Consider the following 21,107-nt stretch of genomic DNA (forward strand, 5'->3'; position numbering starts at 1 on the left):
AAACTTATAAAAGGCACTTTATGACCGTCAAACAGCTACGCGCCTTTCTGGCGGTCGCCCAAACCCTCAGTTTTACCCAAGCCTGCGAGCGGCTGCACCTCTCTCAACCGGCACTCAGCCTGGCGATTAAGGGCCTGGAGGAGTCCCTGGGTGGCAAACTGCTGATTCGTAGCACCCGTAGCGTCAGATTAACCCCAGAAGGCGAGTCACTGCTACCGCTAGCCAAACATCTGCTGGCCCAGTGGGACAATACCGAGGAGCGTCTGCGCCAACGCTTCACCCTTCAATTAGGGCGACTCAGCGTCGCGGCGATGCCCGCGTTTGCCTGCAACCTGCTCCCTGCAGCGCTGGTTAAATTTCGCCAGCAGTATCCCAAGATCAACATTACCGTTCACGATGTGATCAATGAGGAGGTCACCGCCATGGTGCGCTCCCGTCAGGTCGAAATGGGGATCGCTTTTTCACCCGAAGGTACTGGCAGCCTGCTGTTTACGCCGCTATTTGAGGATCATTTTGTGGCCGTTGTGCCGCCTGGATCTGGGTTAATCCAGGCCACCCAGCTCGACTGGACGACCCTGCTCAACCACGATTTCATTACCCTGCAGCGCCCCTCTATGGTGCGGCGTTTACTGGAGCAGGAGCTGGGTAAGCAGCAGATGGAGCTAACGGTGGCCTTTGAGAGCCACCAGCTCTCCACCGTGGGTAGGATGGTGGCCGACGGCCTGGGCGTCAGCGCGGTACCTTCCATGTGTATTCGCCAAATGCACGAACTGGGCGCCCGCTGCATACCACTAACGGCGCCCGCCATTTCCTGCCGAGTCGGCATTTTGACCCACCAAGAACTTTCCGTCGCCGCACATGCACTACGCACCGTACTGCTTGATACCGTTCAAGCGCCCTCGCTCTCGACTAGTTTCATACTAAGTTGATGAGATACACAGGGTTTCTGCTGGGCAGCGTGGCTAGGATCATTTAGCATTCAGTATTACGCTATGGGTCTGACGGTAAGGAAACACGGTATGCCTATTTTAAAGGGGCTAGTTAGCGCACTGCTGCTAACGCTCAACACGCTGTTCTGGGGCGTACCTCTCATTCTCCTGACGCTACTTAAAGTCATTGCCCCAGGGCAACGGCTGAAACAGTTCGTGCTGCAGGGGCTGAATGGCGTCGCGCTGAACTGGATAGGGGTAAACCTATGGTGGATGCGCCACTGGCTGAAGCCAGTGCTCCACGCCAGCGTACCCGACCMCTTGAGCCCGCAGCAGTGGTGGCTGGTAATCTCCAACCATCGCAGCTGGACCGATATTTTTATGCTACTAATGGCGCTGCATCGGCGCATCCCTATGCCACGCTTTTTCCTAAAGCGTCAATTAATCTGGATTCCCATTGTGGGGCTGGCTTTTTGGGCACTAGAGTTTCCCTTTATGCGCCGCTTTAGCCGCGAGCAAATCGCTAAAAATCCTAAACTGGCCAGCATTGATCGTGCCGCTACTGAACGGATGTGTCAGCAGGCGCGCCTTTCGCCCATTGCGATTTTTAATTTTGTCGAGGGCACCCGCTTCTCAGTTGCCAAGCGCGACGCCCAGCAAAGCCCCTACCGCCACTTACTTCGCCCCAAGGCGGGCGGCGTTGCCCAGGTACTTAGTCTGCTAGGGAACCAATTGGATGGTATCCTGGATGTGACGATCAGCTACGCCAACCCCTCGCCGACATTTTGGGGTTTTTTGTGCGGCAAGGAAGCGCCCGTTACGTTGCAGGCACGGCAACTCAGCATTCCTGAGTGGATGTACGCACCAGATAACCACGAAGAAAAGCAGCATAAGGAACGCTTCCACACATGGATCAATTCACTCTGGTTGGAAAAAGATGGCATGCTGGACAGCCGCACCGATCACGACTAACCGGCTGGCTAACGGCCTGGTTGTTAGCGGGATTACTGACCGGCTGCGCCAGTGCYCCTCCATCGTCATCCCAACGAGCGGCATCCCCAAGCGCCAGCCAGATTAGTGGCGATTGGGKACAGGTACAGCGTGGTGACACGCTGGGTAAGCTGGCGGCTCGGGCTAACGTGCCACTGGAACGCTTGGAGCGCTTTAACCCAGGTGCCGATACGCGGCGCCTGGAAATTGGGCAACGTCTATTAATTCCTACCCAGCAGGAGCGGGCACCTTCAGGTGGCCCCTACCGCTATCAAATCCGTCCTGGTGATACGTTCTCGAGCATCGCCCGACATTTTGGCACTACCAGTGGCCGCATTCAGAGCGCCAATCCTAGCGCCTCGCCCACTAGCTTGAGAATCGGTCAAGTGGTCAGCCTGCCTCTTGGCGGTTCTGCGCCGCGCAGCTCATCGCAACGGCAGGCGGCGAGTAGCAGTGGTTCATCAAGCGCTAACAAGCCCGCCGCCGCGCCCACCAGTAGTGCGCCCAGCCAGGCACTGCCCTCTTCCGCCAGGCGCTGGCCCTGGCCGCTGGATGATTATCGCGTGGTTCGCCGCTTTGGACCGGACAGCCGGGGCACTCTGCAACCCATGCTGCTGGCTACTCAAGCCGGTGCTCAGGCTAAATCCGTCGCCCCCGGCGAGGTACGCTTTGCCGATGGCATGCGCCAGTTAGGTGAAGTGGTGATTGTGCATCATGCCGATAACTTACAGACCGTATACGCCCTTTGCGAGCGCATTTTGGTCGAGGTAGGCAAGCAGGTGAGCGCAGGAGATCCGCTGTGCGAGGTAGGTCAAAGCAGTTCCACACAACGCTATGATCTACTCTTTGACCTACGCCAAGGCGGTAAACCCATCGATCCCAAACAGGTACTGCGCTAAAACACTCGGTTGATAACGCTGTCCTTCGTAATGCTGTACTTTATATAACAGCGGCCCTAGCTATGCGGGGGCCGCAGGTATAGGGACACGCTTCTAGCCGCGATAGTAGCCAGGTTTTACAAATGGCATGGGGGTTACCACCATGGGTAACTGCTTACCGCGCACTACCGCGGACACAGCACTTTGCGGCGTTTCCAGTTCACGACTGACATAGCCCATCGCCACTGGTTTGCCGACACTGGGGCCAAAACTGCCGGAGGTCACAATCCCAATCTCATTGCCTGCTTCATCTACCAGGGGTGCACCCTCGCGGACCGGCGCTCGGCCTTCAGCTAATAGCCCAACACGCTTGCGGGTGTGATCTTTGGCATCGACCTGATGAAGAATCACGTCAGCGCCTGGAAAACCTCCTGGCCGATCACCGTCGCGGCGACGCGGCTTGCCTATCGCCCAGATCAACCCCGCTTCGACTGGCGTGGTTTGCTCATCCATATCGTGGCCGTAGAGGCATAAACCGGCCTCTAGCCGCAACGAGTCCCGCGCGCCCAGGCCAATGGCCTCTACTTCGGGCTCGGCTAGCAGCTGCTCGGCGAAGGCTTCACAGCCATCGGCGGCGACTGAAATCTCAAAACCATCTTCACCGGTATAGCCACTGCGGCTCACCCACACTTCCTGCCCAGCAATGGTAAAGCGGCCATGCTGCATAAACACCAGCTCGCAGGCTGCAGGGCAAAGCCGTTGCATCACCTCACGCGCCTGAGGCCCCTGCAGCGCCAGCAAGCCGCGATCTAGCGGCTCAATCGTGTGGCTTGATGCCAAATTAAGACGCAGGTGCGCCAAATCCTGATCTTTGCAGGCGGCGTTCACCACCAAATAGAAGTGATCGCCTGCGTTGACCACCATCAGGTCGTCAATGATGCCACCTTCGGAATTGGTGAAAAGCCCGTAACGCTGGGCGCCCTTTTCAAGCCCCACTAAATCAGCGGGTATCAGGGTTTCTAGGGCTTCGGCCGTGTTGTCACCGGAAACGCTAATCTGCCCCATATGGGAGACATCAAACAGGCCGCACTTTTGACGGGTGTGCTCGTGCTCTTTTTTGACCCCCAGCGGATACTGAACCGGCATATCGTAGCCTGCAAAAGGGACCATTTTGGCGCCCAGCTTAAGGTGCAGCGCGTGCAGCGGCGTTTGCTTTAATTCGGACATGGGGGGCTTTCCTCACTTAAAATTGCTGACTTAAAAACTGTTCGTTCAAAAATAAGACGGGAAGCCACCTGATTAGTGCCTTCCCGACTCTACTGTTATTCACGTCCACCTATAGCGCCGATTAACGCGCTGCGGTATTTATTGATCGTGATCCAGCTCTTCACCCGGCAATACGTCTTTGCCGTCGAAATAGTCCTTGGTTAGCTTAAAGACTACCGGCGAAAGCAGTGCCAAGGCAATCAGGTTAGGGATCGCCATCATGGCATTGAAGGTATCCGCCATCAGCCAGATAAAGCCCAGTTGCGCGATAGCGCCCAATGGGATAGCCAGCACGAACAGCACCCGATAGATCATAATTGAGCGGGTGCCAAACAGGAACTGGCAGCACTTCTCACCGTAAAATGACCAGCCCAGGATGGTGGTAAAGGCAAAAATGGCTAACGCAACCGCCACGATCTGATTACCAAAACCTGGCAGCGCTGCATCGAACGAGAGCGCGGTGAGCGACGCCCCGGCTTCGCCTTCGATCCATACCGTGGAGGTCAAAATCACCAGTGCGGTAATCGTGCACACAACGATGGTATCGATAAAGGTACCCAGCATCGCGATCAAGCCCTGACGCACCGGGTTTTTGGTTTTGGCCGCCGCGTGAGCGATAGGCGCGCTACCCAAACCCGCCTCATTAGAGAAGATACCGCGTGCTACACCAAAACGAATCGCCGCCATAACCGCTGCCCCGGCAAAACCACCGGCTGCCGCCATGGGGTTAAAGGCGTAGTAGAAGATTAAGCCAAAGGCCTCACCGATCTGCCCGGCATTGATGATCAAGACCAGCAGGCCAGCCACTACATAGGCAATGCCCATAATAGGCACCAGCTTACCCGCCACTTTAGCGATGCGCTTGATGCCGCCCAGAATCACCGCGCCCGCCAACACCATAATGATCACGCCCGTTAGCCAGTGCGGCACACCGAAGGTGGCGTCCATGGCATCAGCAACGGAATTGGACTGGACGGTATTACCAATGCCGAACGCTGCCACGGCACCAAAGAAAGCGAATAATCCGCCCAACCATAGCCATTTTTTACCCAGGCCATTTTTGATGTAGAACATCGGCCCGCCCACGTGGAAACCGGTGCTATCAGTTTCACGGTAACGTACCGCCAGCACCGCTTCGGCAAATTTTGTTGCCATCCCCACCAGCGCGGTAATCCACATCCAAAACACAGCGCCAGGGCCACCTAACGCAATGGCCGTGGCGACACCGGCAATATTACCGGTGCCGATGGTCGCCGAGAGTGCGGTCATCAAAGCATCAAAGGGGGATATTTCCCCTTCGTCACCCTCTTTAGCCGGCGCCGCTTTACCCACACCCGGCTTAGCATCACGTCCCGCCCACATTAGCTTGAAACCCATGCCGAGCTTTCTAATCGGCATCAGTTTCAAGCCAAGCTGCAGGTAAATCCCCACACCGAGCAGCAGAACCAACATGACGGGCCCCCAGACCACGCCGTTGATCGCCCCCAAGAGGCTAGTTAATGCTTCCATGTCCATCTCCTCACTTTGTTGGTATGCAATATTGGTGTGTATTATTGGCTTGTTGCGATTACGGGCTAGCCCTAACGTCGCTATTGTTGGTTAGCGCACGATTTGAATGTTTTACACCATAAACTTAGCAAGCATCTAGGGTGATGTCGCTTGTGCATAGAGGATACCGCTTTTTTCATAACCCATTTGCTGCGCAAAAGCACCTCAACAGATTACGCTGTGGTGCAAGCCATGGCGTCCCAAAAGAAGCAACGGAGAAATTTGTTTCCGATTGGAAACACGTTAACATGCTTGCTTATTCGCTTGGCCAGCACCAGTGACTAGTCGCCAAGGCGATCGACAACCGCTAGTATGCTCGAGTCCAGAAAACTGTTTCATATAGGAAAACATCATGAGCAATCTTCCTGCCAATCTTCGTTACGCTGAAAGCCACGAGTGGGTGCTTGATAATCAAGACGGCACCGTTACCGTGGGCATTACTGATCACGCCCAGCAGGCGCTAGGTGATGTTGTGTTTGTAGAGCTGCCCGAAGTGGGTACCGCGCTGAGCAAAGGTCAAGAGTTTGGCGTTATCGAATCGGTCAAAGCCGCCTCTGATCTCTACTCGCCAGTGGTGGGCGAAGTCGTCGAAGTCAATGAAGCCCTTGAAGACGCCCCTGAAACAGTCAATGAAGCGCCTTACGAAGGTGGTTGGATCATGAAAGTGCGCTTAGAAGGCGACGCCCTTGATGGCCTGCTAGACGCAGACGCCTATCAAGCAACGCTAAGCGCCGACGAGTAAGTTTTGCATTCTTGAGCCTGCCCTTAACGGCAGGCTTTGCGCTGTTTGCTCCTGCACGGTTCTCTCTTAACGTCCGGAATCTTCTTCATGTCTTTTGAAACACGCCGTCTGGCCGAGCTGGCCGATCACGATGCTTTTATCAAACGTCATAATGGTCCAAGTCAAGATGACGTGGCCACCATGTTAAAAGCGCTCAACATGCAGCACATGGAAGATCTGATAGAACAGACCGTGCCGAGCGATATCCGCCTTAACCGCGAGCTAGCGCTCGATGAGCCACGTAGCGAAGCCGAGGCACTTGATTACTTGGCGCAGCTAGCGCGGCAAAACCGGGTAGCCAAAAGTTATATTGGTCAGGGCTACTATGGCACCCATATGCCCGCGGTGATTCAGCGTAACGTGCTGGAAAATCCAGGCTGGTATACGGCTTATACGCCTTACCAACCGGAGATTTCGCAAGGCCGCTTAGAAGGCCTGCTGAACTTTCAGCAGGTAGTGATGGATCTAACCGGCATGGAGCTGGCAAACGCTTCACTGCTCGACGAAGCCACCGCTGCCGCCGAAGCCATGGCCCTGTGCAAGCGTGGCAATAAAAAAAGTAAATCCAACGCTTTCTTCGTCGCCGACGACGTTTTCCCGCAAACCCTAGACGTGGTTAAAACCCGCGCCGAGTTTTTTGGTTTTGAGCTAATCACCGGCCCGGCTGAAGAGTTGGCGAAGCACGATGTATTTGGGGCACTTGTCCAGTACCCCTCTGCCAGTGGTGAAGTGCGCGAGCTGGCACCGCTATTAAGCGCCGCGGCTGAACGCAATATCATGACCTGTGTGGCCAGCGATCTTTTAAGCCTGGTGCTGCTTAAAGAACCCGGCAAACTGGGCGCTGACATTGTCGTCGGCAACTCCCAACGCTTTGGTGTACCCATGGGCTTTGGCGGCCCCCATGCGGCGTTCTTTGCGACTTCCGACAAGCTCAAGCGTTCGATTCCTGGGCGTATCATCGGCGTATCAAAAGATAGCCGCGGCAATACCGCCCTGCGCATGGCAATGCAGACTCGCGAGCAGCATATCCGCCGCGAAAAAGCGACCTCCAACATCTGTACTGCCCAGGCGCTGCTGGCCAATATCGCAGGCTTCTACGCTACTTATCACGGCGCTGAAGGGCTGCGCAAAATTGCCGGTCGCGTTCACCGCCTAGCCACGCTGCTTGCCGAGGGCCTTAAGCAGGCAGGCGTAACGCTCGCCCATGACAGCTGGTTTGATACGCTGCGCTTGACCGGCGTTGACGCAGGCAAGATTCATGGCCGCGCCATGACCCACGATATTAACCTGCACTACTTCGCCAATGGCGATGTGGGCATCAGCCTGGATGAAACCACCACCGCCCACGATGTGGCAGCGCTGTTTGACGTTCTACTGGGCGATGAGCACGGCCTTTCCATCGCAGTGCTGGACGAGCAGGTAGTGGCTGACGGCGCTTTAGGCATTCCCGCTGCCTGCCAGCGCGAAAGCGACTTTTTGAGCCACCCTACCTTTAACCGCTACCGCAGCGAAACCGAAATGCTGCGCTACTTAAAGCGTCTGGAAAATAAGGATCTGTCGCTTGCCCATGCGATGATCCCGCTTGGCTCCTGCACCATGAAGCTTAACGCCACCAGCGAAATGATCCCGGTCTCCTGGCCTTCGTTTGCGCATCTGCACCCCTTCGCGCCCCGCGACCAGGTTGCTGGCTATCAGCAAATGATCGACGAGCTCTCGGCCTTCCTGGTCGAAGTCACCGGCTATGATCATCTCTCGATGCAGCCCAACTCCGGCGCTCAGGGGGAATACGCTGGCCTAGTAGCGATTCGTCGCTACCAGGCGGCCCAGGGTGAAGGCCATCGCGATGTCTGTTTGATTCCCAGTTCCGCCCACGGCACCAATCCAGCCTCGGCGGCGATGGTTCAGATGAAGGTGGTGGTGGTCGAGTGCGACCAAAACGGCAATATCGATATGGCAGATCTGCGCGCTAAAGCCGAGCAACATCGCGATCAGCTCTCAGCCATCATGCTGACCTACCCGTCCACACACGGCGTGTTTGAAACCAGTGTGCGCGAAGCATGCAAGGTCGTTCACGACAACGGTGGCCAGGTGTATATCGATGGCGCCAACATGAACGCTCAGGTCGGCTTGACCCGCCCCGGCGATTTTGGCGGCGATGTATCTCACCTTAACCTGCATAAAACGTTCTGTATTCCCCACGGTGGCGGTGGCCCAGGCATGGGGCCTATCGGCGTTAAAGCGCACCTCGCGCCTTATGTGTCTAATCATGTGGTGACACCGATCAACGGCGTTAACGCTGATAGCGGCGCAGTGTCCGCGGCAGCGTTTGGCAGTGCCTCAATCCTACCCATCTCCTGGGCCTACATTAAGATGATGGGCGCGCGGGGGCTGCGTGAAGCCACCGAACTTGCCATCCTGAATGCCAACTACATTGCCAAGCGACTGGAAGCATCATTCCCGATTCTTTACCGCGGCCAGAACGGCACCGTCGCCCACGAATGCATTATCGATATTCGTCCGCTCAAAGCGGCCTCTGGGATTAGTGAGGAGGATATTGCCAAACGCCTGATGGATTACGGCTTCCACGCGCCGACCATGTCGTTCCCGGTGCCGGGCACGCTAATGATCGAACCAACCGAGTCGGAGTCGCTGTATGAAATTGATCGCTTCTGCGATGCGATGATTGCTATCCGGGCAGAGATCGCCCGAGTGGAGAGCGGTGAATGGCCGCTGGACAATAACCCGCTGGTCAATGCGCCGCACACCCAGGCGGATCTAATGGATAACGACTGGCCGCGGCCTTATGACCGTCAGTTAGCCGCTTTCCCGACCGCAGCTGTCCAGGCCGCTAAGTACTGGCCAGCCGTTAACCGTGTCGATAACGTCTTTGGCGACCGCCAACTGATCTGCTCTTGCCCGAGCATCGATGAATATCGCGACTGATCAGCAGGCCGTAAAGCAGTAACGTCTGAGAAAATATAAACGCCTCTGGAACCTAACTATTCGATGGTACTGGGGGCGTTTTTTCTTGCAGGCGCTGAGCGTAAAAACCATCTAGCAACTTCTCGTAGCGCTTAGGCAGCACCGAGTCGCGGCGGCGCAACAAATAAAGCACTTCATTGACCGCGTTAGGCAGGTTCAGCGCTTTGACCTGACGCTGCCAGGGCGAGGTCTCCAATACCAGCCGCGAGACCACGGTAAACCCCAACCCCCTTGCCACCGCATCCAGCACCATACTGACTTCATTGGTAAAGCCTTGATGTCGGAAATGCGTCATTGAGCGAAACTCGTCGGGGTAATTCGCGCGCAGCAGCGCATTGGCGTGGTTAATCCCGTCGTAATAATTGAGAAAACCAATACCCATTAAATCGGACAGCGTGTTACCCGCAAAATCAGCTGGCACCACGAGGCAGAGAGGCTCTTGGTGCCAGATTGTGCAATCAAGCTCGGGGTGGCGCATTGCCTCGGTGACTATACCGATGTCATAGCGCCCTTCGAGCAGGTCATTGACGATTTCGTGATTAAACGCAAAGCTATAGTTAACCGTTAGATTAGGGTGCATTTGCTGCTGCCCCAATATATACGGATAAAACATCAGGCCAACGCTGCCTGGTGAGGCAATACGGCAGTCACCGCTATCCAAAGAGTCATCGTCTAGTCCGTGACGGAACTGCTCATGTTCAGCAAATAGTTTTAAGGCGTAATCGTAAGCACGCCGCCCCGATTCGGTTAACGTAAAGCTACGCCCCTTACGCTCTAGCAACTCTTTATTTAAATACCCTTCCAACTTACGAACATGCTGGCTGACGCCCGGCTGGGTCATTTCTAACCGCTGAGCTGTGCGGGTAAAACTGCCTGTTTCAACAAGCGTAATAAAGGTACGAAAATAGTGGGCATTAAACATAATGAAGCGCCATGGTCTTGGGTAACGGTCTTTAACGGTTAACTCTCTACTGCCGCCGCCCTTGAAAATATGCCTCATAATAGCACAGCCGAGGAGGCCAGCCGCTGCGCTGTACCCGCCGCGTGGTCATGGTAGTATGCAAGAAGACATCACACGATTAGGGACAGCCCCGCTAATGACCGAAAACGTTCAACCTCGCGCCACCCTCTCCAGCATCATTTCTCCCGAAGGAAGCCTCGAAGTACTCTCTCAGCATGAAGTTAATCGGCTGCACAAAACTTCTCAAAGCGGCCTACACGATCTGCTTCGGCGCTGCGCGTTGGCAGTACTTAATTGCGGTAATCCCAGCGATGATAGCCTGGCGATTTTAGAAGCCTATAAAGATTTTGATATTGAAGTGCTACAGCAAGACCGGGGTATTCGCTTAAAACTAACCAACGCGCCCGCCGAAGCCTTTGTTGATGGCCGTATGATTCGCGGTATTCGTGAGCATCTGTCCTCGATCATTCGCGATATTGTTTACGTCTACAATGAGATTCAACACCACAATCGTTTTGACCTTAGCACGGGCGAAGGTACCACCAATGCGGTTTTCCACATTCTGCGCAAAGCGGGCACGCTAAAACCTGGCCGCGATCCTAGCCTGGTGGTGTGTTGGGGCGGTCACTCTATTTCCCGGGAAGAGTACGAATATACCAAAGATGTGGGTTACCACTTAGGCCTACGCGATTTGGACATTTGTACCGGCTGTGGACCTGGCGCAATGAAAGGCCCCATGAAAGGCGCTAACGTTGCCCATGCTAAGCAGCGGCGCAAGGAAGGCCGCTATTTAGGTATTTCAGAGCCCGGCATTATCGCTGCCGAAGCGCCCAATCCCATCGTCAATGAACTGGTGGTGATGCCAGATATTGAAAAGCGGCTAGAAGCCTTTGTGCGCCTAGGCCATGGGATTATCGTGTTCCCCGGTGGAGTCGGCACTGCGGAAGAGATTCTCTATTTACTGGGCATTCTGCTCCACCCCAGCAACAAGGATATTCCCTTCCCGTTAATCTTCACCGGCCCCGCCAATTCTGCGGCCTACTTTCAGAAAATTGATGAGTTCCTGGTCTATACCCTGGGTGAAGACATTCGCCGCTACTACACCATTATTACTGGCGACCCGGTCGCGGTAGCGCGCGCCATGCGTCACGGTATCGATGAAATCGCTGAATTCCGGCGCACCCATCAGGATGCCTTCTACTACAACTGGCGATTGACCATTGCGCGTGACTTTCAGGCCACCTTTGAGCCGACGCACGAAGCTATGCGCGCCTTGGCCCTGCACCGCCAGCAGCCCACCCACGAGCTCGCCGCCAATCTGCGCCGCGCTTTCTCGGGAATTGTAGCGGGCAACGTCAAAGAGCCCGGTATTCGTGCCATCGAAGCTCATGGTCCCTTTCTACTGACCGCCGAACCCGAATTGATGCAACGCCTGGATGAGCTACTGACCTCTTTCGTGGCCCAAGGCCGGATGAAGCTTGATGGTCAGCACTATACGCCTTGCTACGTACTCAACTAACGGCGCTAAATCCTGAATAAACAATACGCACAGCTGCCATTAGAATGGCGGCTGTGCGCTAAAGGTGGGCCGAGTAGTCTTTTATGCTATCGATTGCATTTATAGCCCTGCTAGTTGCAGGCATCGTCAAAGGGGCCATCGGCTCAGGCGTGCCAGTGATTGTCGTGCCCGTTCTCACCATGCTGTACGACGTTCAACTCGCAATCGCCCTACTAGTCGCGCCTAACCTATTTAGCAATGCCTTACAGGTATGGCAATATCGACGCCACTTATTGCCCCTGCGTTTTTTAGCGGCTTTCTCTATTGCAGGCGGGCTAGGCATTGTTCTGGGCACCTGGGGATTAATCGTTTTATCTCCCGATATACTATCACTGGGTGTCGCGGGTGTGATCGTGCTTTACCTGATCATCAAAGTCATGAAACGTCGCATCGCCCTGCCTTTTAATATCGCTGCGCGCCTAGTGATTCCCATTGGGCTACTCGCTGGCGTACTTCAAGGTGCGGCAGGCATGTCAGCGCCCGCTTCGGTTACGTTTCTCAATGCGATGCAGTTAAAACGTAACGTATTTATTGGTTCAATCTCGGTTTTCTTCGTCGCCATTACCATCGTTCAAATACCGGCGCTTTTAAACGCAGGTATTTTAACCCTAGAACGCTTCCTTTTTAGTATCCTGGCCCTGGTAATCATACTTGCCGCCATGCCACTCGGCGCTCGCCTGGGCAATCGGCTGCCCCACTACTGGTTCGATAATTTGGTTATGCTGCTGCTAGCGAGTATCGCCGGTAAGATTTTTATCGATGCGCTGATAGCCGCCTAACCCCACGGAAAGCCTTCTCTACCTTTTTCTCACGACAGCTAAACAGTGCAGGGAACCAAGTCAGGTAAAAGTGGCCAGAATAGCTACACTTATCAGGCAACACCTCACTATTGACCTTGAAAGGAACTCAATATGTCGATGATTAACCAGTTAAAAGATGTAAAAACCAAAGATTTCGCCAAGCACTGCTATGAAAGCAGCAGCGTCGATAAACTGCGCGAGGCGTCGGAAGGCAGCGCCGATCAGGCAGAAATGGAGCACTGGGGGCTAACCGAAGGGCAGTGGGAAGAGGCAGTTGTTGCCGCTCTCGCCGACCATGAAGCCAAAGAGTAGGTAACACCGCGGCTTTGTAACAAAGCTAATTAACAAAACTATTTAAAGACCACCTTAACAATATCTATGCATGCGCCCTATCGGACAACCGATGGGGCGCTTTGTTTGGCATCGTTTACTTCGCACGATGCTTACTCCACACCCGACAGCGCAACGCCGCCATACTCCTCCCGCAATCGTTCAAGCTTGGCCATTTCACGCTCTGTTAGCTCAGGGGAGCTCCATAGAAGCTGCTCATCACCCCCCTTCAGCCCTTCCAGGGTTACTGTCAGTTCTGCATCAGTGGGTATTTGGGCATTTCCCCAGGGGCCAAATCGGTTGGGTGCCAAGCTCCACTCCAGCGTTTCCCCCGGCTCAATGCCACTAGGAACAACGTAGTAGAAAGACTCATCAACCCAAGGCACCGAGCGGTCAGAGCTAGTCACAACGCCCCTCAACAGCAGCTCAGCAATAGCCTGATCCGTGCCATTGGTCACTTCAAGATCAATCACTGGCTCTGGGGCGCCATAGGGGCTTGCGCCGATGTAATAGCGAGCACTATCAATGGTGAACCGCGCTAGCTGCTGCTGATCACTGGCGGCTTGTGCTTGCTTCTCTTCCAGACGCCTTAAAGTACGAATCGCCTGCTCGCGCTCGCGCGCACGGCGTTCGCGCAGGATCTGATCGGCACGCTGGATCACCTGATCCCCCGTTAACCCGTGCATTTGCGCATTGGCTGTTTCGGCAATCTCAGCAGCATTCATGCGGTGAGGGTTGAGAATATCGATACCACTAAACGACGTTGACGTGGCGATGATGATCAATCCTTGATCAAACTCATCGCGCTTGTAGGAAGGCAACGAGTTACGCACTTCTTCAACAGAGACAACCGACGCAGGCATGGAGCTAGTATCAATTTTGGGATCTGAGCAACCAGCTATCATGAGTACTGATAGTGATATAGCAGACAGCCTTAGCAGGCTCCTCATACAATCACCTCAAAGCAGGCAAATAAAAATTGCTGAGGAGCTTAACGGAAAGCGCTATTAACCACTACCCCCTTCGACCCCAACCGTTTGTTGAGCATTTTCGATTACTCTCTCAAGCCCGTTATATTTGGTCAGCCAAACCACACTGGGATGATGCTAATTGCCCCCCTTATGCGAACGAATACATTCACAGCGAACTGCGCTGCTTGGATATCACACGTTGCCTTGCTGCGTCGCTGTCAGTTTGGGCCGACGATCCGGCGCGAACTCTTAGCGCCACAGCGAAAGTTGATATCCGGTATCACTACAGCGCTATGGATACTCTGCCTTGGGGCCACCTTGGTAACAATTATTTGGATGTGATGTACAGAGAGATATGCTCCATTGCTGACTGAAAACCTAGTACCGAGTAGTCGTCTTTAAGCCAATTAGCTAATTGCTTATGCACACGGTGCAGCCCTTGCACCCCTATAGACAGGCGGTTTGAGGTGCACCTTGAGCCGCTTGCATAAAAGCATTACAAACATTCATTTGCATTAATACGGTGCATTTTGCAATCATTCGCGCTCAATTGGTGCATTTGAGCGTAATATGAAGACCTATTTAAATAAGATGCGCGGTGAGCGTGTTCAGCGTTCATTTGTCGGTTGGAAGGATGCTTTCTGGTCGTGGCTCGGTGCCTTTAGTGGGATGGTGTTAATTTGCTGGTTGAGTGTAGGCTGGCTATCAAAAGAATTGTTAATTGTGGGCTCTTTTGGCGCCACTTCTGTTTTGATCTATGCGGCTCCTGAAAGCCCTTTTGCGCAGCCGAGTCATGTACTCTTTGGCAGCATGCTGTCTGCGCTAGTAGGTGTGGCTTGCTACCAATGGCTTGGAGCCTCCCCCATTGCCATGGCACTCGCTGTGTCATTATCAATTCTGGTTATGCAAATCACCCATACGGTTCACCCACCAGGTGCCGCGGCTGCATTGACTGCCATAGCGGGTGGGGAAAATGTGCACCAATTAGGCTGGTTATTTCCCATTTTCCCCATTGGGGTTGGTTGCATCATTATGCTTGCAGTGGCCATTACGATTAACAACCTTGCCCGCCACCGACGCTATCCTCGCTATTGGTAAAATAGGCAGGTAAGAGGCTGAAGTTACAACAAAAATGCCCCAATATGGGGCATTTTTATATTTAAAACGTCAACTACACCCGCTCCTCTACAACCCAACTCACCACCTCTTCATTGCCAAATTTCGCTTTCCATTCCTGGATCACCTTGTGGTTCCCTCCACGGGTTTCGACCACTTCGCCCGAATGCGGATTTTTATAGACCTTCAAGGGACGCTTCTTACGTCCATCCGTACTGCTTGTCTTGGTGCTCTTGTTTGAAGCTTTACGGTAGGAAGGATCAAGCATGGCGCACACATCTTGCGCTAATTTTCCATACTCCGTCATGAGCGCTTGTAATTTTTCTTTAAATTCAATCTCTTTTTTCAACTCACTGTTATCTTCAAGCGCTTTTAACTCTGCTTGTAACTGCTTCAACATCTGTTCTTTTTTGATGTAATCACTCAGCACTGACGACATGCGTAATATCCTTTATTTTGAATAATCAACGATTGTATTCCAAGCACATATTACACCATACGTTCAATGTTTATACATAATTGAAGTAAGCTGGCATGCGACTGCTAGGCTTCGCTACAACCCGCTTAAATGCGTACTGACTGGCTATTACGCACCTTTATGTTGATACATAGCAGCATCAAATCGAGGCCAACATTGCCATCAACTGCTCTATAGGATTCACGACCCTTTTCATTATTTCCGCAATTGTGGCTGAATCCATGCCTTAAGCCGAGTCCCAGACACTGCACCAGCGAGGCGCGAAACTTCCGCCCCTTATCAATCAGGATCAGCGTAGGAATACAGAGAGCTAAGTTCAGTACCCTTAGGCCTATTCGTTTTGCCAACATTTCACCAACCAACAAAAAACCGCCGCTTGGTTTTACCCAAATCGGCGGTTTTTAATAATCTTTGGTCGGAGCGACAGGATTCGAACCTGCGACCTTTGCAACCTCATTCCATTTACCCCACATTCAAGCAGAAACAAACAGAAACAAAATTAAAACATTGAAAAATATTAAATTAATCATGAGTCATAGTTTTTCCGTTGTCTCCCAGTGTACTCTTCTTCTGCTACCTATTTGCTATCTAGAAAATAAGAGACCACACATGGCAACCACGGGAAAAATGAAGCTAACCGGCAAAATGGGTTAGCCGCCTGTTGCATTCATAAATCGCACTATCTGAACTTCACCATCAGTCGTGAAGTGATGACGCTCTGGCTTCTTCTCCATGGCAGCCACAATGTTCGTTTTAAGCCGCTGAGTATCCCCTGGATAACGTCGCATGACGGCGCGTAAATCTACCGAGTGCTCATTGCCCAGACAAAGCAGTAGCCGCCCTTCAGCCGTCACTCGAACACGATTACAGGCAGCACAGAAATTGTGGCTATGGGGAGAGATAAAGCCAATCCGCGACTGGCTGTCTGCCATACGGTAATAGTGGGATGGATCTAGTGTGGTCTCGGTGGTGGGTAAGAGTTGATAGTGGTTTTCTATGGTCTCGCGTACCGCATCAGTGGAAAGAAAGGTTTCACCACGGTTATGCTCGCTGATAGCGCCCAGCGGCATCTCCTCGATAAAGCTGATATCGACTTGTTCATCCCGGGCAAAGTTTACCAAGTCGATAATTTCGTCGTCATTGCGCCCCTTGAGCAATACGGCGTTGAGCTTAATCGACTGAAAGCCAGCGCGACGCGCTGCACGGATACCCGCGACCACCTGATCAAGATCCCCCGTCCGGGTTAATGCTTTAAAGCGTTCGGGCTTTAGCGAGTCGAGGCTAATATTGAGTCGATGTAGCCCGCCTTGCCGCAAAGCATCGGCATGCTTGACCAACCCTGAGCCGTTGGTGGTCATCGCCAGCTCGCGCAGGCCTTCCAATGCACCGAGTTTTTGCACTAACGTGAGTACGCCCTGGCGTACCAGCGGCTCACCGCCAGTTAGACGGATTTTCTCCACGCCCAGCTCGACAAATGCCTGTGAAAGCGCGGCTATCTCCTCAAGGGTAAGCAGTTGGGCGCGTGGCAGAAAGGTCATTTCCTCAGCCATGCAGTACACACAGCGAAAATCACAACGATCAGTTACCGATATACGCAGGTAACGCACCGTACGGCCATACCCATCGACTAGCGCACTCATTCCATGGGTTCCTCTTGGGTATTGGCATTAACGGGCAGCCGTGCAATGAGTTCTTTTACTTCTGCAGTGACGTCGATGATTGTTTGCTCATCATAAAACTGGCCCCGCCGCTTGCGCAGGCCGTTTCCATATAGCTTTACGTGCTCTGTGGGTATCACATCCGCTTTGGCGAGACAGTGGCTGGCGCAGTGCATCTGGCACCCGTCAATGGCTACAATAGGGCGCCCGGAGCGGGCAATGCGCACCAGACCGGGCACACCACCGCCCACACCGGCAATGCAGGACATTTCCGCCTCTCCTGCATGGTCAAGTCGCAGGGCAACGCTATTGGCAAGTTGCGCCACATCAGAGCAGCCGGAGCAGGCATAAATCAGTGTGCGGGGTTTGTATTGTGAAGACATACCCTCTCCTATGAAAAACAAACGAGGTCAGTGGCCACGATAGGAAAAGCTGTTCAAGCGGCGAACTGATTGATGGGGTAATAGTGATAGGTGGCCCCTTCAGTTACCTGCGTGGCGGGGTTAATCATTAAATAACCATGGGCCTGGCTAGCCGCGCTGAGCATATGTGAGCCCTGCCCGCCCGCTAGCTGCGCCACGGGAGCCCCCTGTGACCAATCCATCACCACCCGTAGTAGCTCGCAGCGCCCCTGGGGGCCACGCTGAGAAAAGCCCGCTTTTACCGGGTAACGCTGTAGAGCCGCTACGGCTCTACCTTGCATGGCATGGATAAACGGCAGCGCCAGCAGTTGCCAGCCCACCAGGGAGGCCACAGGATTACCCGGCAGCGCCATTAACGGTGTGGAAGAGGCAGGCTCCGCGCCCAGATAACCGAACGCAAAGGGCTTCCCTGGCTTCATGGCGACACCATGAAAATGTAAGCCACCGCGCTGCTCGATCACTGGGCGTACATGATCCTCCTCGCCTACCGAAACGCCTCCGGTGCACATCACCACATCCGCAACGGTTTGTGCGTGCTCAAAGGCCTGATGCAATGACTGCGGTGAATCAGCGATGACGCCCAAATCCAGCACGTCGCACTGAGCTTGCGCTAGCAGTACGTTAAGCATGGCGCGGTTGCTGTCGTATACCTGCCCCGGTGATCGCACTGTACCTGGGGCAATCAGCTCATCGCCGGTGGAAAGCAGCGCCACCCTCAGACGCCGTTTGACAGTCACGGCATTGATTCCATGGCTTGCCAGCAGCGCAATCGACGCGGCATCAAGAAGCTTACCCACAGCGAGCAGCGGGGTGCCTATGCGAGTCTCCTCGCCTTGGCGACGAATGTTAGCGCCTAGCACCAAGCTACCCTCGAGGTGTATATGCCCGCGCGGATCAAGAGCCACCCGCTCTTGAGGCACCACAATATCTGCCCCCATGGGCATCGGCGCGCCGGTAAAAATACGCGCGCAGCCTCCTTCCGGTAGCGGCATGACGCCTGCGCCAGCTGGTACGCGTTGGAGAATGGGTAAGCCTGCGCCGCGAGGKGCCGCTTGGTAATCAGCCAGACACAGCGCGTAACCATCCATAGCGCTATTGTCCACGCCCGGCATATCGAGAGGTGCGACCAGCGTTTCTGCCAGCACTCGCCCTGTCGATTGTTCTAGGGTGATGGTTTCTACTGCATTAATGGACGTGGCTGCGTCGATAAGCCGTTGGCGCGCATCAAACAGATCTAACAAGCCGGGCGTGACTATTTCTACGCAGTGACAGTTCATAAGCGCTCCACCTCATTGGAAGAAGTCGCTGTGTGACGTCCACTGCACGGGGTCGCTGAAGGCAGCACCATGGCGGCGAAGTTGCAGGGCCGAGTGCGGGAGTCCAGCTGCAAAGCAATAATCCTGTCCCACGCCAAGGCACACGCTTTGGGCGAACCGGGCATCGCAAATATCATCGTTCGGTTGGCCACCCCCGCTACGGCGCGAGACTGGATCGTCGCTGTGCCGATTGTTTTCAGAGAGTAGTGGCGGAACAGCTCGCCATACCCCTCAATCGCTTTGTCGAACAGCGGTATCAACGCCTCGGGAGTGGTATCCCGGGCGGTAAAGCCAGTGCCGCCATTAACCAGAATCGCGTGGACATCCGTTCGCGCAATCCACTCCGAGACCACAGCACGAACCTGGTAGATATCATCAGAAACGATGCGCCTCTCGACCAAGATATGGCCGCTTTCGCTCAGATGTTCAACCAGCAGGTCACCGCTACCATCCTCGTCGAAACCACGGGTATCGGAAACCGTTAGCACCGCGATGCCGAGCGGAGTGAAAAGAGCATCTACAGGAACATGGGACATCAAGCCTCTCCTATTAGCTTTGCTATTGCTTCAAGCTATTGCATCAAGCTGCCGCCAGCATCGTCATCCAGAACAATTCCTTCGACGCCTATTTCACTCTCTAACGCCAGCAAATAGTGACGCAGCGCGCGTCGAGTTGCCTGCTCCCGTAGGCTATGGCGCACCCGGTCAATAACTTGATCGAAAGGTAACGCCCTACCTTCTCTGCGCTCGTCAATACTCACCACATGCCAGCCATAGCGAGACGCCAAGGGCCGCTCGTGCAGACCTTCGGGCAAGTGCTGCAAAGCGCGATCCAACTCTGGAACGGTCTGCCCTGGAACCAACCAGCCCAAATCACCATCCAGCTCTTTTGAAGGGCAAGCGGAGTGGTGTTGAGCAAATTCGGCAAACCGTTCGGGTATCTGATTAAGCTGTTCGACCAGCTTTTCGCCAAGCTGGTACTCTTCATCGCGACCCAAGGAGTCATCGGGTGCGGCCGCAAGCAGGATATGCCGAACGCGTAACTGGGTCGGKTCGCTGAAGCGTTCACGGTGGGTGTCAAAAAAGCGCTGGCAATCGGTTTCCCCCGGTTCGGGCACCTCTAGCTCCTGTTCGAGCAGTGCAGCAATTGCCGCATCTTCCTGTGCTTCGCTGGCTGCCTGCAGCGACAGCAGGCCGAGCATGTTCGCCCGCTGGCGCAGCAGTTCCCTAACCACCAGCGCGCGAGCCGCCTGAAGCTGGGCCTCCCCCGCCGTTTCAGCGGGGTGATACTGCATCTCTAACGCAATCGTTTCTTCATCGATACTAGCGCCGCCGACGCGTACCGGAGGCGGAGCGATGCCTCCAGGTAGTTGCACGATATCAATCATCTGCATCTTATTTCTCCTCTGGTCCTGGACGTGCACAAGCCGGTTTTTAACTGCGCCGACGGACAATCTGATAGCGACGAGTCACATAGCCGAAAGGCACGCTCCACACATGCACCAAGCGCGAAAACGGGAACAGCAAAATGATAGTTAGGCCAATAAAGATATGCAGTTTGTAGATCCACGACACTTCCTGCATGTAATCCGCCGCACCGCCGCTGAAGAAGACAATCGACTGCGCCCAGCTGGAGAGCGTCAGCATCATTTCACCGTCCATATGGCCTAGCGAGAAGATGATGGTCACCATGCCAAGGCATGCCTGTAAGACGATCAAACCCAGGATCAAGGTATCCATCAAGCTCGACGATGCCTTTACGCGAGGATTGAACAATCGCCGATAGAGCAACATGGCGCCGCCCACCACGCACATGGCACCGGCGATACCCCCCACCACGATGGCAATCAGCTGCTTGGTACCGGCATGCAGGAAAGGTGCGTAGACCCAGTGCGGCGTGAGCATGCCCACCAAATGACCGAAGAAAATCACGATAATGCCGATATGGAACAGGTTGCTGGCCAGACGCATGTTTTTCGAGGACAGCATTTGGCTGGAGCCGGTCTTCCAGGTGAACTGGCCTTGGTCGTAACGCACGAGACTGCCGACCAAGAACACCGTACCGGCCAGATAGGGATAATAGCCGTAGATAAGATGTTGCAGATATTCTATGAACATGGCGAT

The 21,107-nt window shown here is 54.3% G+C and carries 20 protein-coding genes; 9 read left to right on the forward strand and 11 right to left on the reverse strand.

What is annotated here, in order from left to right; translation table 11 throughout:
- The first annotated feature begins 20 nt into the window (after positions 1–20).
- From HALO_RS12675 to HALO_RS12685, 3 genes are all read left to right on the forward strand, one after another.
- Positions 21–929, forward strand: a complete 909-nt coding sequence (locus tag HALO_RS12675; protein ID WP_035579171.1) for a LysR family transcriptional regulator — start codon at positions 21–23, stop codon at positions 927–929.
- A gap of 90 nt (positions 930–1,019) precedes the next feature.
- Positions 1,020–1,901 (forward strand): acyltransferase, encoded by an 882-nt coding sequence (locus HALO_RS12680; RefSeq protein ID WP_050713498.1) that lies wholly within the window; start codon positions 1,020–1,022, stop codon positions 1,899–1,901.
- A complete protein-coding gene (locus tag HALO_RS12685) occupies positions 1,838–2,818 on the forward strand; it encodes a LysM peptidoglycan-binding domain-containing protein (protein ID WP_331710081.1) in 981 nt (326 codons plus the stop codon). The genes HALO_RS12680 and HALO_RS12685 overlap by 64 nt, the downstream gene beginning before the upstream one ends.
- 93 nt (positions 2,819–2,911) lie before the next feature.
- On the opposite strand, the gene gcvT is transcribed toward HALO_RS12685, so the two are convergent.
- A complete protein-coding gene (gene gcvT, locus HALO_RS12690) occupies positions 2,912–4,024 on the reverse strand; it encodes a glycine cleavage system aminomethyltransferase GcvT (RefSeq protein WP_035579167.1) in 1,113 nt (370 codons plus the stop codon).
- Between the two features lie 138 nt (positions 4,025–4,162).
- Entirely contained in the window at positions 4,163–5,572 is a 1,410-nt protein-coding gene (locus tag HALO_RS12695; RefSeq protein WP_035579164.1) for an alanine/glycine:cation symporter family protein, read from the reverse strand.
- Between the two features lie 391 nt (positions 5,573–5,963).
- Here HALO_RS12695 and gcvH point away from each other — a divergent pair, with 391 nt between their 5' ends.
- A complete protein-coding gene (gcvH, locus tag HALO_RS12700) occupies positions 5,964–6,353 on the forward strand; it encodes a glycine cleavage system protein GcvH (RefSeq protein ID WP_035579161.1) in 390 nt (129 codons plus the stop codon).
- Between the two features lie 87 nt (positions 6,354–6,440).
- Positions 6,441–9,335: an aminomethyl-transferring glycine dehydrogenase gene (gene gcvP, locus HALO_RS12705; RefSeq protein WP_035579158.1), complete on the forward strand. Its 2,895-nt coding sequence runs from the start codon at positions 6,441–6,443 to the stop codon at positions 9,333–9,335.
- 52 nt (positions 9,336–9,387) lie between these two features.
- Here gcvP and HALO_RS12710 read toward each other — a convergent pair whose 3' ends face one another.
- A complete protein-coding gene (locus HALO_RS12710; protein ID WP_035579155.1) occupies positions 9,388–10,296 on the reverse strand; it encodes a LysR family transcriptional regulator in 909 nt (302 codons plus the stop codon).
- A 175-nt stretch (positions 10,297–10,471) separates the two neighbouring features.
- Here HALO_RS12710 and ppnN point away from each other — a divergent pair, with 175 nt between their 5' ends.
- The 3 genes from ppnN to HALO_RS12725 all read left to right on the forward strand — a co-directional run bounded on the left by ppnN (position 10,472) and on the right by HALO_RS12725 (position 13,005).
- Positions 10,472–11,854, forward strand: coding sequence for a nucleotide 5'-monophosphate nucleosidase PpnN (ppnN, locus tag HALO_RS12715; RefSeq protein WP_035579152.1), 1,383 nt, complete (start codon positions 10,472–10,474; stop codon positions 11,852–11,854).
- A gap of 83 nt (positions 11,855–11,937) precedes the next feature.
- A complete protein-coding gene (locus tag HALO_RS12720) occupies positions 11,938–12,672 on the forward strand; it encodes a sulfite exporter TauE/SafE family protein (RefSeq protein ID WP_035579149.1) in 735 nt (244 codons plus the stop codon).
- A gap of 132 nt (positions 12,673–12,804) precedes the next feature.
- Entirely contained in the window at positions 12,805–13,005 is a 201-nt protein-coding gene (locus HALO_RS12725) for a hypothetical protein (RefSeq protein WP_035579145.1), read from the forward strand.
- Positions 13,006–13,136: 131 nt separating this feature from the next.
- Here the strand turns inward: HALO_RS12725 and HALO_RS12730 are convergent, their stop codons facing one another.
- Positions 13,137–13,973 (reverse strand): DUF6694 family lipoprotein, encoded by an 837-nt coding sequence (locus HALO_RS12730; RefSeq protein WP_306448926.1) that lies wholly within the window; start codon positions 13,971–13,973, stop codon positions 13,137–13,139.
- A 591-nt stretch (positions 13,974–14,564) separates the two neighbouring features.
- Here HALO_RS12730 and HALO_RS12735 point away from each other — a divergent pair.
- The gene (locus HALO_RS12735) at positions 14,565–15,092 is read left to right on the forward strand and encodes an HPP family protein (protein ID WP_035579142.1); all 528 of its coding nucleotides are present in this window, start codon (positions 14,565–14,567) and stop codon (positions 15,090–15,092) included.
- A 73-nt stretch (positions 15,093–15,165) separates the two neighbouring features.
- Here the strand turns inward: HALO_RS12735 and HALO_RS12740 are convergent, their stop codons facing one another.
- The 7 genes from HALO_RS12740 to narI form a co-directional block, all read right to left on the reverse strand.
- On the reverse strand, positions 15,166–15,549 hold the full coding sequence (locus HALO_RS12740; RefSeq protein ID WP_035579139.1) for a histone-like nucleoid-structuring protein, MvaT/MvaU family: 384 nt from the start codon (positions 15,547–15,549) through the stop codon (positions 15,166–15,168).
- A 689-nt stretch (positions 15,550–16,238) separates the two neighbouring features.
- Positions 16,239–17,228: a GTP 3',8-cyclase MoaA gene (moaA, locus tag HALO_RS12745; protein WP_035579136.1), complete on the reverse strand. Its 990-nt coding sequence runs from the start codon at positions 17,226–17,228 to the stop codon at positions 16,239–16,241.
- Complete coding sequence (locus tag HALO_RS12750; RefSeq protein ID WP_035579133.1) at positions 17,225–17,629, reverse strand: putative zinc-binding protein; 405 nt, start codon at positions 17,627–17,629, stop codon at positions 17,225–17,227. The genes moaA and HALO_RS12750 overlap by 4 nt, the downstream gene beginning before the upstream one ends.
- 53 nt (positions 17,630–17,682) lie before the next feature.
- Complete coding sequence (locus tag HALO_RS12755; RefSeq protein WP_035579132.1) at positions 17,683–18,945, reverse strand: molybdopterin molybdotransferase MoeA; 1,263 nt, start codon at positions 18,943–18,945, stop codon at positions 17,683–17,685.
- Positions 18,942–19,520, reverse strand: a complete 579-nt coding sequence (gene moaB / locus HALO_RS12760; protein ID WP_035579129.1) for a molybdenum cofactor biosynthesis protein B — start codon at positions 19,518–19,520, stop codon at positions 18,942–18,944. The genes HALO_RS12755 and moaB overlap by 4 nt, the downstream gene beginning before the upstream one ends.
- Positions 19,521–19,555: 35 nt before the next feature.
- Positions 19,556–20,377 (reverse strand): peptidylprolyl isomerase, encoded by an 822-nt coding sequence (locus HALO_RS12765; protein WP_050713499.1) that lies wholly within the window; start codon positions 20,375–20,377, stop codon positions 19,556–19,558.
- A gap of 40 nt (positions 20,378–20,417) precedes the next feature.
- Positions 20,418–21,101, reverse strand: a complete 684-nt coding sequence (narI, locus tag HALO_RS12770) for a respiratory nitrate reductase subunit gamma (protein WP_035579123.1) — start codon at positions 21,099–21,101, stop codon at positions 20,418–20,420.
- Positions 21,102–21,107: the final 6 nt, after the last annotated feature.

The organism is Halomonas sp. R57-5, assembly GCF_900070345.1.
Taxonomy (GTDB): domain Bacteria; phylum Pseudomonadota; class Gammaproteobacteria; order Pseudomonadales; family Halomonadaceae; genus Vreelandella; species Vreelandella ventosae_B.